Annotated in this window: 14 protein-coding genes; 8 read left to right on the top strand and 6 right to left on the bottom strand. The window is 56.3% G+C overall.

All coding sequences use genetic code 11. The features are described 5' to 3' along the window. The 6 genes from BMZ40_RS10065 to BMZ40_RS10040 are packed head-to-tail and all read right to left on the bottom strand — an operon-like array spanning nt 1 to nt 6121. Nucleotides 1-927: an FRG domain-containing protein gene (locus BMZ40_RS10065; protein ID WP_092374902.1), complete on the bottom strand. Its 927-nt coding sequence runs from the start codon at nt 925-927 to the stop codon at nt 1-3. Continuing rightward, on the bottom strand, nt 924-2279 hold the full coding sequence (locus BMZ40_RS10060) for a restriction endonuclease subunit S (RefSeq protein WP_092374900.1): 1356 nt from the start codon (nt 2277-2279) through the stop codon (nt 924-926). The genes BMZ40_RS10065 and BMZ40_RS10060 overlap by 4 nt, the downstream gene beginning before the upstream one ends. Further along, nucleotides 2276-2653: a hypothetical protein gene (locus BMZ40_RS10055; RefSeq protein WP_092374898.1), complete on the bottom strand. Its 378-nt coding sequence runs from the start codon at nt 2651-2653 to the stop codon at nt 2276-2278. Before BMZ40_RS10055 ends, BMZ40_RS10060 begins: the two co-directional genes overlap by 4 nt. Further along, nucleotides 2650-3789 (bottom strand): hypothetical protein, encoded by a 1140-nt coding sequence (locus BMZ40_RS10050; protein ID WP_092374896.1) that lies wholly within the window; start codon nt 3787-3789, stop codon nt 2650-2652. Before BMZ40_RS10050 ends, BMZ40_RS10055 begins: the two co-directional genes overlap by 4 nt. Then, a complete protein-coding gene (locus tag BMZ40_RS10045; RefSeq protein ID WP_092374894.1) occupies nt 3786-5912 on the bottom strand; it encodes a type I restriction-modification system subunit M in 2127 nt (708 codons plus the stop codon). The genes BMZ40_RS10050 and BMZ40_RS10045 overlap by 4 nt, the downstream gene beginning before the upstream one ends. Next, nucleotides 5909-6121 carry a helix-turn-helix domain-containing protein gene (locus BMZ40_RS10040; protein WP_092374892.1) on the bottom strand — a complete coding sequence of 71 codons (213 nt, stop codon included), beginning with the start codon at nt 6119-6121 and terminating at the stop codon, nt 5909-5911. Before BMZ40_RS10040 ends, BMZ40_RS10045 begins: the two co-directional genes overlap by 4 nt. A 351-nt stretch (nt 6122-6472) precedes the next feature. On the opposite strand from BMZ40_RS10040, the gene BMZ40_RS10035 reads away from it, so the two are divergent. From BMZ40_RS10035 to BMZ40_RS10000, 8 genes are all read left to right on the top strand, one after another. Further along, a complete protein-coding gene (locus tag BMZ40_RS10035) occupies nt 6473-7141 on the top strand; it encodes an ERF family protein (protein ID WP_092374890.1) in 669 nt (222 codons plus the stop codon). Nucleotides 7142-7211: 70 nt separating this feature from the next. After that, nucleotides 7212-8423, top strand: a complete 1212-nt coding sequence (locus BMZ40_RS10030) for a hypothetical protein (protein WP_092374888.1) — start codon at nt 7212-7214, stop codon at nt 8421-8423. 1 nt (nt 8424) lies between these two features. Further along, nucleotides 8425-8781, top strand: coding sequence for a hypothetical protein (locus BMZ40_RS10025; RefSeq protein ID WP_092374886.1), 357 nt, complete (start codon nt 8425-8427; stop codon nt 8779-8781). A 75-nt stretch (nt 8782-8856) separates the two neighbouring features. Beyond that, the gene (locus BMZ40_RS10020; RefSeq protein ID WP_092374884.1) at nt 8857-9843 is read left to right on the top strand and encodes an AAA family ATPase; all 987 of its coding nucleotides are present in this window, start codon (nt 8857-8859) and stop codon (nt 9841-9843) included. A gap of 71 nt (nt 9844-9914) precedes the next feature. After that, nucleotides 9915-10202 carry a hypothetical protein gene (locus BMZ40_RS10015; RefSeq protein WP_143075591.1) on the top strand — a complete coding sequence of 96 codons (288 nt, stop codon included), beginning with the start codon at nt 9915-9917 and terminating at the stop codon, nt 10200-10202. Between the two features lie 29 nt (nt 10203-10231). Next, entirely contained in the window at nt 10232-10513 is a 282-nt protein-coding gene (locus BMZ40_RS10010; protein WP_143075590.1) for a hypothetical protein, read from the top strand. A 40-nt stretch (nt 10514-10553) separates the two neighbouring features. Then, nucleotides 10554-11552, top strand: a complete 999-nt coding sequence (locus BMZ40_RS10005) for a DUF3150 domain-containing protein (RefSeq protein WP_092374878.1) — start codon at nt 10554-10556, stop codon at nt 11550-11552. Between the two features lie 69 nt (nt 11553-11621). Next, nucleotides 11622-13364, top strand: a complete 1743-nt coding sequence (locus tag BMZ40_RS10000; protein WP_092374876.1) for a cobaltochelatase CobT-related protein — start codon at nt 11622-11624, stop codon at nt 13362-13364. The last annotated feature ends 170 nt before the right edge of the window (nt 13365-13534 follow it).

Raw genomic sequence — 13534 nt, 5'->3', positions numbered from 1 at the left:
TCAGGTCATTCCGTTGATCTCGAACACTCGATACTTGAGCCACTTGGCGATGCCGTCGAGATCGGGGAACAGCTGTTTGTCGAAGACGCCGTACTGGTCCAGTCTGCGGCGAATATCGTCATGGGCGGCCTGGCTGATCACCAGCTCCAGCACGTCCTTCTCCTCCAGCGGCTGCATCGGCTGATGGCAGGCCAGCAGTACGCCATCCTGGGCGCGGATGCGCGGCGAGACGTGCGGCGGGTCGTAGATGACGTTGCTGGAGATGTCGAAGGGTGACAGCTCACCTTCTTTGGTAACTTCTGTCTGGATGCGGGGACGGGTGGCTGTGGCCGTGCCCAGTTCGTCGTCAACGAACACGGTTGCTTCACCGCTTTCATCAAGCCCAAAGTCGTTGTAGCCGTCGTCGTCGCCTGAAACGGGCGCAGCGGATTCCGGCTCATCCACATTGGCCGCGCCGTTCTTCTGCTGTCGACGCAATTCGCTGAAACGCGGTGGCTCGCTGATCAGCACATAGACGGCGCTGTCGTGCGGGTTGCCGTCCTTGTCCTTCTTGGAATCGCGGCAGGCAAAATAGAGCGCCACCAGCGGGTTGGTGGTCCAGTCCATGAAACGGGTTGGCAAACCGTGGTGCTGGGCGATAGCCAGCGCCTCCCAGTCATTGCGCGGCAGGTGGTTCACATAGGTGAGCAGATGGTTGCTGAAGGTCTCCAGTACCTCGTTTTCTAGCCGGTCGCGCTCGGCGGGCGGCAGACTGTTCAGGTGGGCATAACGGCCAATGGAGGGCTTGAGGTCGTAACCATCAAAAGCCCGCTTGGTCTGGCCGCGAAAATAGCGGCGCTTGCGCTGGCCTTTTTGATCGGTGACACCAATATTGTCGCGGACGGTGGTCAGGTACTTCTCGAAACTGTTGATGATGAACTCGTTCATGCTACCGCCTCACGAACATCAATCTTTCCCGTGACGGCGGCGGTGATCAGGGCGGTGCGATACTCCTGCAACCGTGCGGTGACCATTTCGACCTTTTCCACCAGTTTGTCGATCTTGGCAGTTTCGCGGTCGAGATAGGCGGCGATCGCGGTTTGTTCTGCAGAAGGCGCAACTGCGACAATGCAGCCCAATAGTTCTGTGTCGGAAATATTGGGTTGAGCACCACCGAAAGCCGTTAGTTTGATATACTCCAGATAAAAATCTGCATTTAGAAGATACCAAAGAAAACTTTGGTCATTATCCCCCGTCGAGTAAAAAGAACAGACTCGCTGGTTCAGTAATGCAGGGTCATCAAGGTCGTATTTTCCAGCTTTCCCAATGGTTGCCCCTGTCATTGCCATCACGATGGCACCACGAGTAATCAGCACTTTGCTATAGGCAATCTTGTAGGTTTCAGGAAGATATTTGGCATTTGTGAAATCAACGCAACCATCTCTTGAAATATCACCAATACGAAGAACTGGGATGCCTTCGTCGGTAAAATCATCGCTACTAAAAGCATAACCAGTTTGAATTCCAGCGATAAACTTTAGTGGAGTCGGTTCCCACCCCTCCGGCACCTCGCCCAACCATTCGATGCCGGAGTCCTTGAAGCGGGAGTGGGGATCGAGGCCGAATTCGCGAGCGGCGTCTGCGGGCAGGCCTCGGGTGACGGTGCGGGAGATGAGCGCGGTGCGTTTCTCCTTGAGCAGCACGATCAGTCGCTGCTTCTTCGCCACCAGAGTATCGATCCGCCCCGTCTCCCGGTCGAGAAAATCGGCGATGGCGGTTTGCTCAGTGAGAGGCAACAGCGGACACGGAATTGAACCCAGCATATCAAGATTGAGGCCGTCCCTTTGCTCTCCGCCTGCCATGTTGCGAATATTCTGGTAATTGGACACCAACCACCAATAGAGAAAACGCGGGGTTAACTTCTCTTTTGGAATAATCGCGGCCATGGATTGGTTGCATGTCGCACGGATGCCAAGTAGCGCAACCATCCCTTTTGTTTTTCCTTGTCCGGCGAGCGCCATGACCAATGCATTTTCTGGAATCCACTTCGCACTGCTATTTGCAAATCCCTCTCGTGTAATATAGGCGGATGGCTCAGTTATATAACCATCATTGACTGATCCTGAGTTAAGCCAAGGAATGTCACCGTCTTCCCAGTAGGCATCGTTGGACTTATCTGGTGTCCCGCCTGCGTAACGCTGAGAAATCCACCTCAACGATACAGCGCCCCAATGTCCCGGAACTTGCCCCAGCCACTGGGCGTCGCTCTCCTTGTATTCGGGATAAGTCGGATACCTCATGTCATTACCTCCCGGTAGAGCCAACCGCGCGCTTCCGCTTGCGCCTTGAGCAGTTTGGCCTTCTTTTCGGTGGCATTCTTGTTGTAGGCCGAAAAGTCGATCAGCGCATGTTCTGGAAAGGGCGCAGGATCTGGCGTCACGGGCAGTTCGAGCGTCTCGCATTCCGCTAAGGTCACCGCCAGCACTCCACTGCTACCCAGCATGAGGTCTTTGGTGTAATGATAAAAGGCATCGGCGGGGGTGATCTGGTCGCCATCGTAGACGGAAAGCCTCTGTTCATCCTTAGGTGTAGGGCGGAAGGCCTGGGATGAGGGCCGCCCATCCTGCACGAAACCGGGGTGGATCTGGCGCAGCAGAAGGGTGCTGTTGTTCACGCGTCCCCCCCAATCCGCTGGGTGATCTCCGTCGCCAGCCATTGCCAGTCAGCGGGTTCATTCAGGTTGAGTGATTTTTTCTGTTCCTGCTCATTGGTCATATCCAGGGCGTGCCAGTGGCCCAGATGCTGATCGAGGTCGATTTCAAGGGTGATCTCCCAATCATTCACCGACCATTCGGCCTGCACTCCGCCTTCTGCAGTCGGGTAGAGATAAGGTGGGAGCAGTTCATCCGGATAGCTTCGTTGGAACGCCTCTGCCAACCAATCCAGTCCGTTGCGAGTAGGCGCAATACCTTTGCCGTCCAACCAGCCGTTTCTAAGTGTCTTCAATTCCTCCAAGCGTGCGCCAGTATCCAGATCATCCAAGATGGAAACGTGTTCCACCGAACTCAGTCCCAGCAGTTTTTCGTTGCGGTTAAAACGTCCGATGCCACGGATCATGATTTTTCTGTTGTCGCGATACCCATTAAATGCTTCCAGGATCGAATCGAGGTGCTGGACTTCGAGCGGCGCTTTGATGCGCTGTCCGGAGATCAGTTGAAACTCAAAGGTCATTCTTTCCTGGTCCATCTCTGGAATCATTCCGCGTAGGACGACTTCTTCAGTTAACTCCTGGATTTTATCGGACTGCAGTAAAATCCAGCGGCGGGTTTCCTTGGTCAACCGGGCGGGATTATCAAGGTTTCTTGGGTCCAGTTCTAGCGCCTCCCCATCACGCAATGATCTCCCAAGCTGATCAAAATAGCCCGACAGGTGAGAAGGCAATGTATTATCACCATGAGTTTGCGCTTCAGCTGCGGTAACGGTAGCGATAATCGCATCTCGTCCCATCTCGAAATATTGTTGGTGGCTGCCAATCTCCGGAAACATTGGAGTTGTGGTCAGGAGCGTAAGCGCAATAACAGGGATGGCACTTCCATCGCGTACTTCAGTGAGCTGTAGCGAAACTCCCTCAGTAAATCCGCGAGGAACTCTCTGACGATCTGGGTGCGCTTGCAAATATTTCCACTTGGCGGCTTCAATGACCAAATCTTCGAGGACCGCCATGTTTTTCAACACCTCGAAAGGAATGGCATGCCCTTCGAAGCGTTTGCCAACCAAGCGGGGTGTCAGGAACTGAATGGTTGTGCTCATGCGGTCACCTCCCGGAGTAGTTCAAGAATCTCGCCTTCCAGCCCTTTGATTTCGGCCTCGATCTCAGCCAGTTCACGCGGCGGCTCGTAGCGGTAGAAGTGGCGATTCAAGGGGATTTCATAGCCGATTTTAGTCTTGCCGTGGTCGATCCAGGCATCGGGCACATGGGGCAGCACCTCACGGTGGAAGTATTCTTCGATGCTCTCTTTCAGCGGCACGGTTTCGGTGTCTCGCAGGTCGGTATCCGGCTCCGGTCCGCCCTTCTTGTCTTTGCAGATCGCGGCGGTCTCGTCCCGCTCACCCATGGCGGCGAGTACCGCTTTCAACTCGGGCGCGGAGAGTTTGACGTTTCTTGCGCGGTCCACTTCGCGTAGGGCCAGCAGGAACTTTTTGCGGTCTTGGAATAGGGTATCGCCGTGCTGCTTGGCAAAGGCGGCGAGCAGGTCGAGGATGGTCTGCTGACGAGCCTTGCCTGTCTCGATCTCCTGCTGACGGATGGTTTCGTTTTTCTTGCTGCTGGACGCGAGGTTCTTGAAGGCGGTCTGTTCTTCCAGCCGGGCGATGCGTTCCGCCGTGGCCTGGAAGTTCAGGCGCAGCGGGCGTTCGACGGTGATTTTGTGGTAGCCGAAGTCGTCGTTGTCGAACACCTTGCTGACCACCAGCTCTTTTTCCGTGCCATCAACGAGAAAGGTGCGGGTCTCGCCGTCCTGGAAGTTTTCGTAGATGCGGGTGATTTCGGCGATGTGGTCCGGGTCCTTGGCCTTGTCCTGTGGGTCGCCGATACGACGGCGTTTGTTGCCCAGTGACTTTTCCATCTGCACCCAGAAGTTGCGGGCGTCGATGAGCTGAATTTTTCCTTTGCGCTCTGTATTTTTGCGGTTGGTCAGCACCCAGATGTAGGTGGCGATGCCGGTGTTGTAGAAGAGCTGCTCCGGCAGGGCGACGATGGCCTCCAACCAGTCGTTTTCGATGATCCAGCGCCGAATCTCGCTTTCGCCGCTGCCCGCGTCACCGGTGAAGAGCGGCGAACCGTTGAAGACGATGCCGATGCGACTGCCGTCTTTATCGACGGGGCGCATCTTGGAAATCATGTGCTGCAAAAAGAGCAGCGCCCCGTCGTTGATGCGTGGGGTGCCCGCACCGAAACGCCCGGCAAATCCGAGGGTATCGGCCTCCTGGTTGATGTATTTCTGCTGCTGCTTCCATTCCACACCGAAGGGGGGATTAGCCAGCATGTAGTCGAAGGTCCACTTCTTACCGTCTGAATCGCGGTCGAAGCCGTCGCGGGTGAAAGTGTCGCCGAGGATGACGTTGTCGGCGTCCTCGCCCTTGATCAGCATGTCGGACTTGCACACCGCCCATGCCTCGTCGTTCCAGTCCTGGCCGTAGAGATGCGGGCGGGCGTCGCGGTTGAGATGGCGAATGTACTCCTCGGCAACAGACAGCATGCCGCCGGTGCCGCAGGCTGGGTCGTAGATGGTCTTGACCACATCGCTCTTGGCGAGATCCTGCTCCGGGGCCAGCAGCAGGTTGACCATCAGCTTGATCACCTCGCGCGGGGTGAAGTGCTCCCCGGCCTCTTCGTTGGATTGTTCTGCCCCGATCCGGATCAGCTCCTCGAACACGTAGCCCATCTGGATCTGATCTACCCGCTGGGGGGAGAGATTGATCTTGGCAAAGGCCTTGATCACCTCGAACAGGATGTTCTTTTCTGCCATGTGGGCGATCTGCTCGCTGAACTTGAACTTCTCCATGATGGCGCGAACGTTCGGGGAGAAGCCATTGATGTAGCTGTTCAAGTTTGGCGCGAGATTGTTTGGGTCATCCAGCAGTGAGTGGATTTTTTCACCTGGCAACGTGAGCTGCATACGCGAAAGGTTGTAGAAGCGGTGGCCGGTGATTTGCTGCAGCCGTGCCTGCTGGACACGTTCTGGCTTGGTCTTCAGCGACTGGAACTCTTCAAGTGCGGCCTGGCGGGTCGGTTCGAGCAGGCATTCGAAGCGGCGCAGAACAGTAAGGGGCAGGATGACCTTGCGGTACTCGTTGCGCTTGTAGGGGCCGCGTAGCAGGTTGCAGATGGACCAGATAAAGTTGGCCAGTTGGCTGTGGGTTTCTCCGTTCATTGATTCTTGTCCTTATTGTCAGATCCGATTGCTCCGGTCGCGTGTGCCTTCATCCACTGATCAATCCCCTCCCGGTCGAAACGCCACTGGTTACCGATCTTGGAGGCGGGAACCTCTCCACGTTGGGCCATGCCGTAGAGCTTGGTTCGGCTCATTTTTATGTAGCCCGCCACCTCATCAATGGTCAGCCATCTGTCGAGTTTATCCATGACATCACCGTTCGGAAGAGATTTGTAGCGAGAATTTGATAAAGAAAGATAACCCTGGCCACCCATAATGACAAGAAGAAAATCAGGAAAATTGGCCAGTTGCGAGATTTTTCCGATACATCCCAGTGCCACCCGTGAAGCACGTTTTCAAAAAGCTTGCGCGACAAAAAAAGCAACTGGTGCCCGACACTATCTTCGCCTCTCTGGTAAGTAAGGGTAGTGCCAGCAACGAAGAGGCATTCAAGTCTTCTCTTTTTTCAAATTTCGTTATTCAAATTTATTAAAATATATATCACTATATTGAAGCTCATCGATAAATGTTAGTATAGTGTATTTATCAAAGGAGTGATTATGCACGACCAAAATTACTGCTCGTCCGAAACAACAAAACTGGCTAATGCTTTAATCCATGTACAGCGGGCTTTGCAGCCTGCTACAAAGGACAAACTTAATCCTTTCACCCATTCCAAGTACGCCACCCTGAACAGCGTCATGGATTCCTGCCGAGAAGCGCTGCTCACCAACGGCATCTGGCTCACCCAGTACCCAGTCCCCTCGGACCCCGGTCATCTCGGACTTGTGACAAAGTTGGTCCATGCTGAATCCGGTCAGTGGCAATCTTCCCATGCGGTGGTGCCTTTGCCTAAGAACGATCCTCAAGGACTTGGCATCGCCATGACCTACATCCGGCGCTACTCCATTTCTGCCATGCTCGGTATCGTGACAGAGGAAGACACGGACGGAAACCTGCCCAAGGATTCAGGAAAAGGTGGGCAACGTCAGAAAAGGGCTCCAGCCATGCAGGACTCTGCACCGTCTCCCCATCCTCCCAGCCAATCACAACCAACCCAACTCCCGAAACTCGACGGCATCACCTACCAAGAGATCACCGCCACAGACGGGCAGTTGTGCATCGTCGCCACCGGCAATACCCAAGCCAAGAAGGAACTCTTGGCCGGAGCCGGGTTCAAATGGAATCCTCAGCGAAAAATGTGGTGGAAGTATGCGCAGGCATCATGAAAATCCGGACACAAAACACAAGCGAAGGCTGCTCCATGCGGGCAGCTTTCGTCATTTTGGAGGGTAGGGCATGAGTGAAACCTTGCAAGCTCAAGCGGACCGATCCCATGGCCTCATGACGCTGCTCGCGAAAGGGCTTCTTGAATCGTCGGCGCAGAGAACCGCTTCATCGCTTGGAGATCGGAGCCAGTACATCGGCATGTCGGATATTGGCCGAGCCTTGGAGTGTCCACGTGCAGCGGTGGGGCAAAAGCTTTTTGGTAATGACCATGGACTAGAACTGGACCAGCATGCCGCCCTGGCACTGATCGGCAAACAACTTCGTCTGCAACGAGGACATTGGTTTGAGGCGGGTATTGCCCAGGTCTTCAGGCAGCAACGATTGCCCGTGATCGAGCAACTTGAGATCGTGACGAGTTATTACGGGGTGCCGATCAAGGCGCATTTGGATTTTGTTTTCGCCAGCTCAGTAGGAAAGCCCACGGTCCGGATTTTGGAGCTTAAAAGCTGCGAAAAAATCCCTAAAACCTTGTATTCTTCTTATGAAACTCAGGTTTATGGCCAAGTCGGCCTCTTACGCGCACTTTGGGACCAACCGGCATTTGGTGTCCATGGTGAAGCAGGTAGACAGGGGAGTGACGGGCTCACTTTTCCGCAGCTCTGCCTGGAGAAGTTTGGCATCGAAATGCCAGCCCATCCTTCAGCGGTCGATATCGAGGCATGGGTGCTGTGCCTGTCCATGTCGGATGCCAAAGCGTTTGGGCCATATCTGCCGGATGACACCATGCTAAATCTCTGCCTCAAAACAGCCGAGGACCTCTGGCACAACGTCGACGAGTTGAAGAAAAATGATGCAGGCCTCGACCACCTTCCCACAGCACAAGGGTTTCATCCCCTGTGCTCGTGGTGCGAATTCAACGCCGATTGCCCGAAGTTCTATGGGCTCGACCAGCCGCAGTGGATCGACACGCTGGCCCAACTCAATGAATTGAAGACCATGCAGGGCGTGCTTGAAGTCGAGATTTCGGAAATCGAGGAGGGGTTGAAGAACGCCTATGCCCTGAGTGATGTCGGTGGTTCCTGGATCAACGCAGGGAGTCATCGTTTCCGGGTCTCGGCTCAAAATGGTAGGCGCACCTTGAGCAAGGAGCAATTACGCTTGGAACTCTCAGTGATCCTTGGCGAGTACGACGCAGATGCGCTCATCGCCAGGTGTGAGTCGGAGGGAAAGCCCTTTGACCGGCTGATGATAAACAAGATCAACAGGAAAAAGGAGGGATGACATGGGATACCGCTCTCATGTCGGGATCTGCCTGGCGCAAGATGCCTTCACCCAGTTGGAGGCCAAGATCCAGACGCTGCCCCAGTCCCTTCAGGAAGAAGTCCGCAGTCTCTTCGAAGACTCCGAATTCACCAGGGAGGGTGAAGGAAACCGCGCCTGGTATTGGGAAGGGTTCAAATGGTACTCGAGTGATCCGGATATCGTCTTTCTGGCAGGGTATCTCTCGGACCTGGACGATGAACTGTACCTTTACATCCGTGTCGGGGAGAACCTCGATGACGTCGAGTATCGCGGCCGATTCTGGGACAATCCGTTCGGGATGCGCCTGACCAGAGGAATCGGATTCGACGAAGAATAATACGTTTGCACAACACCAACAGATCCCGGCTCCCCGTAACAGGGTGGCCGGGATTTTCATTTTATGGAGCACAACATGACCAACACCATCCATGACGAACTTGAAAAACTTCAGGCCGTGGAACTGGACGCAGGGACAGTCTTCAGCGGCAGCCCCTCGGGCAGGATCATCCGGGGTTATGCCAGCCCCTGCACCTACACGCCTACTCCGGATCCCGGCTACATTTTCCACGAGACAAGCCGCGACATCGCGGTCTGGCTCATGAACATTTCCGACCCGCTGTATGTCTTTGGTCCCACAGGCAGTGGTAAAACGAGCGCCATCAAGCAGCTCGCATCCAGGCTCAACTATCCCGTCTTCGAGGTCACAGGGCACAGCCGTCTGGAGTTCCCCGACCTGGTGGGGCACCTGTCGGTTCGCAACGGCAGCATGGCTTTCGAATACGGCCCCCTGGCCCTGGCCATGCGGTTTGGGGGGATATTTTTGCTCAACGAGATCGACCTGCTCGAACCGGCAACCGCCACGGGTTTGAATGGGATTCTGGATGGCGAGGCGCTTTGCATCGCCGAGAATGGCGGCGAGCTCATCATCCCGCACCCCATGTTCCGCTTTGCAGCCACGGCCAATACCAATGGTGGGTCCGATGAGACGGGCCTGTACCAAGGAACGCTTCGGCAGAACCTCGCTTTTCTGGATCGCTTTTGGCTCTGTGAGATGGGCTACCCTGCACGGGAAGCCGAGGAGAAACTTCTGGGTGGATGCTGCCCGAAATTGCCTGAAAGCATCCGTCAGAAAATGGTCGAATACGCAAACGAGGTCCGCAGGCTTTTCATGGGTGAAGCCGGCGTCGGGATCGCAAACAGCATCGAGGTCACGTTCTCGACCCGGACCCTTCTTCGTTGGGCCGACCTGACCGTGCGTTTTCAGCCCCTGTCCAGGCAAGGAGTGCAGCCTGTGACCTATGCCCTGGACCGGGCACTGGGCTTTCGCGCCACCAGGGAAACCAGGGCCATGCTCCACGAACTCGCCCAGCGCGTCTTCCCGCAGTCCATGGGGGAGTAGAGAGGAGTGCAGCTGCTGAAACGCACAAAGATGCGACCACTCCCGACGACCTGACCAAAGTGCGCCAGGCCATGACCTCGGTCATTCAGGCCATGGCCGCAAACCCTTCCTACCTGAACAACTGCGCCCATCCCCCTTCCGTTCTCTTGGAAAAATCGACGCCACATGGCGGCAAGTTCTGGAAAGCCGTGGCTCATCCAAACGGACTGGCATTGCAATGGGGTCGACTCAATACCGCCGGGCAAGGTCGCGTCCTTGATATCTCCAGATGCGCTCAGGGCAATCCGGTGCAGGAGATGATGGATAGGGCGCTTGCCAAGATCAACGAGGGATACGGGCTTTGCTGGGTCACATTTTGAAAATCAACATAACCAAAGAGAGCATTTATATGGATATAGCTCACCCGGATTTCCCCTTTCGCCAGTCCATCGAACTGGCCAAGCAGGTCCCCGAGACGGGGTTCCGATATCACTGGAAGGCCGAGGTCGACACCTTGGGGCTGACCATCCGCATGTGGGTGGGAGGCTTTGATAGCAAGCCATTTGAGACCTGCGTCACTCGCACCATCAAGAGTCGGGAGTGCAAGAACGAATGCCCCATCCAGGAGATGTGGCGCAGGGTGCTGGTCAAGATCGACCGGCAGGACTTCATCATCGTGAACGGAAACTAGGGCGCCACATCAGGCGCTCTTTTCATTTGAGGAGAAGAGCATGAACACGCACACCGACATCAAGGTCCTGGACAGCCTGCTGGCCCTGCACCTTGAGGTAAACATATGGACCGCACGCAAGAAACTGAGCCCCGAGGACTTTGCCGGGGCCACGCTACCCCCCGAGGACCTGGCATCCCTGGGCAGCAAGAGGGTCTGTGATCCGGAAGCCCTGCGGGTCTTCGGGACCTTGAAGGCCAGGGCCGTGAGCCTCTTGGACAGGCACGGTGTCCGTTTCCTTGGCGGATGGGCCATCCCCGAGAGCCAGGCGGACGCCATCGTGACCGAGCTTGAGCAAATCCTGCGGGATTTCAACGCTGCCAAGGAGGATTTCCTGTCGCGCTACGATGAATCCGTACGGGACTGGATCGCCAAACACTCGGGCTGGGAACAGATCATCGCCGATTCGACCGTCAGCGCCGACTATGTCCGAAGTCGCATGGGCTTCATCTGGCGGCTCTACCGCATTGTTCCTCCAGATCCGGCCGACCCGGTCATGGAAGGACTCAAGGACGAGGTGGCAAGCCTGGGCCAGACCCTGTTCGGCGAAGTGTCCAAAGCGGCCACCGAAGCCTGGCACAAATGCTTTGCAGGAAAGACCGAGATCACCCGCAAGGCACTTTCGCCCCTGCGGACCATCCACCAGAAACTCTCGGGTCTGAGCTTTGTCGAACCACGGGTATCTCCGGTTGCGGACCTAATTCACACCGCGTTCGAACACCTGCCCAAACGTGGCAGGATCGAAGGAGCGAACCTGCTCATGCTCCAGGGCCTCGTCTCCCTGTTGCGGGACACGGACGGCCTCATCGAGCATGGGCAGAAGATCATGGACGGCACGACCTCCAAGGACCTTCTGTCCCTCCTGGTCGAAGGGCAGAGGGAGATGTCGGAGTTGGACGTCCAGGATGAGGTGGGTATCGTGCCTACGTTGGACGATCTGCCGCCGATATTCCCTGACATACCCATGCAGCCGGTAATGCCCAACTGCGGGCTTTGGTAATGACGAACATATACAGCCGATCAGCCCTGGAGTCACAAGCTCCGGGGCTGTTCGCATTTGGAGGCACCGATGATCGACACACGGGCCGTGATGCGCTCACTGCCCTTGGTGGCAAGCGTGCTCGGCAGAAAATACGGAGTAAAAGTCGAGATAGGAGGTACTGACGCCTATACGGACGGCACGGTCATCCGGCTGCCGTCCTTGCCGGGCGATGTCCCGGATACCCTTCTGGCCATGGCTCGCGGCTACCTGGACCACGAGGCCGGGCATGTTCGGGATACTGACTTCCTGGCCTTGAAGGCTGCTTCGCTCACGCCGCTCGAAAAGCATGTGTGGAACACTTTGGAAGATCGAAGGGTCGAGCACAAACTTGCGTCCATATTCCCAGGGTGCCGCCAGAACTTCGATTGGCTGATTGCGCATGTCTTCGACACGGAGGCTCAAAAGGAGCCATCTCAGCCTGCGGCCATCATTCTCAACTGGCTCCTGCTCGAAGTCCGGTCCTGGGATGTCGCTGCGCTTCGCAACCGAAAGAACGCTTTGGCTGGTCAGATTGATGCGGCCTTTCCAGGTGTGAGACCGAAGATCGAGCGCGTGCTGAGAACGGTCCGCACCAGGTGTCGTTCGACTCAGGACGCCATAGACTTCGCCCGCGAAATCGTGCGCGTTCTGGATCTGTATGCGAATTCAACCGAGCAACCGGTGTCGCCTGACCAGGGCGCACCACTGGATGACGGGTCCGAACCTGATGAACAAAGCGCTAACGGGCGTAACGAACAAACACCCCCCGGCACCCAAGATGACAACAGCGACCAGTCTGAATGCGGAGGGGAGTCACAGCAGGGCGAAGCTCCGGATGATGGAGATGGCCATGATGGTGGGGGCAACTCGGATGATGCCGATGTCTCGGCGTTACCTGCGGTCAACGGGAGTCAGGACCAGGTCAGAGAGTATGTCCGTGATCTCCTTGGGGCAGGGGAGGACGCCCTCCCGCAAAGCCTAGGCGATATCCTGGCGGACGCCCTGCAAGCCACATCTCGGCAGTCCCAGGAAGGAGCCGTCACCGTGGCCATACCCACGTCGAAAAGTGCAGGCTCCCTGACCGAGGCAGATGTTTTGGAGGCAAGGCAGGCGTCCATGGCGCTGCGGACCAGGCTGCAGGGCCTCCTGCAGACAAAGATCCTGGCACGAGCTTCAAGCGGCAGAAGTGGGCGTCTGGATACCGGGCAACTCCATCGTCTAGCCGTTTCGGATCCCAGGCTTTTTCGGACCAAGGCCGAGCGAACCGGGATCAATACCGCAGTCCACATCCTGCTCGACTGCTCCGGATCCATGGTGCGCAGGATCCGCTTGGCCTGCTGTTCCTGCTACGCCGTCGCTTCCGCCTTGGAGGCTTCAAAGATCAATGTCGCCGTGACCGCGTTTCCCAGTTCACAGTTGCCGAATGGCTCTTACTCAACCGTCGCCCCCGTCATCACGCACGGCCAGAAGGTGCATACCAATCTGGACCTCACACCCGCAGGCGGTACGCCCATGGGGGAAGCCCTGTGGTGGGTCATGCAGAACATGCTGCCTTTGAGCGAGCTGCGAAAGCTCATACTCGTCGTGACGGATGGGGAGCCGGATTCTCTGGAGTGCGCGACTCAGGCCATTGAGCAGGGGGAAAAGGCAGGGTTTGAAATATATGGCATCGGAATCACCAGTCCCGGAATCAACGTGCTCCTGCCAAGGCGTAACGCCGTGGTAAATTCCATGGCGGAACTGGTGCCCGCCATGTTCACTCTGCTTGAGGGCGCGATTCTTGGACGCTGATCCATTCCAGTCAGTCAACAACCGTGCGGGGGGGGCCAATGGTCCCCCTTTTGTTTCAACCAATCCAACAGGAGGCGTTATGAAAGGAAGGAAATTCCAAGGACCGATTCTCGGTCCGCCTGACAGGATCATCATTCGTCTGGGACATGTCCAGCAAACCTGCCCTCGTG

Origin of the sequence: Desulfomicrobium apsheronum (assembly GCF_900114115.1) — a bacterium.
GTDB lineage: Bacteria > Desulfobacterota > Desulfovibrionia > Desulfovibrionales > Desulfomicrobiaceae > Desulfomicrobium > Desulfomicrobium apsheronum.
This window is presented reverse-complemented; position numbering and strand designations above follow the sequence as displayed.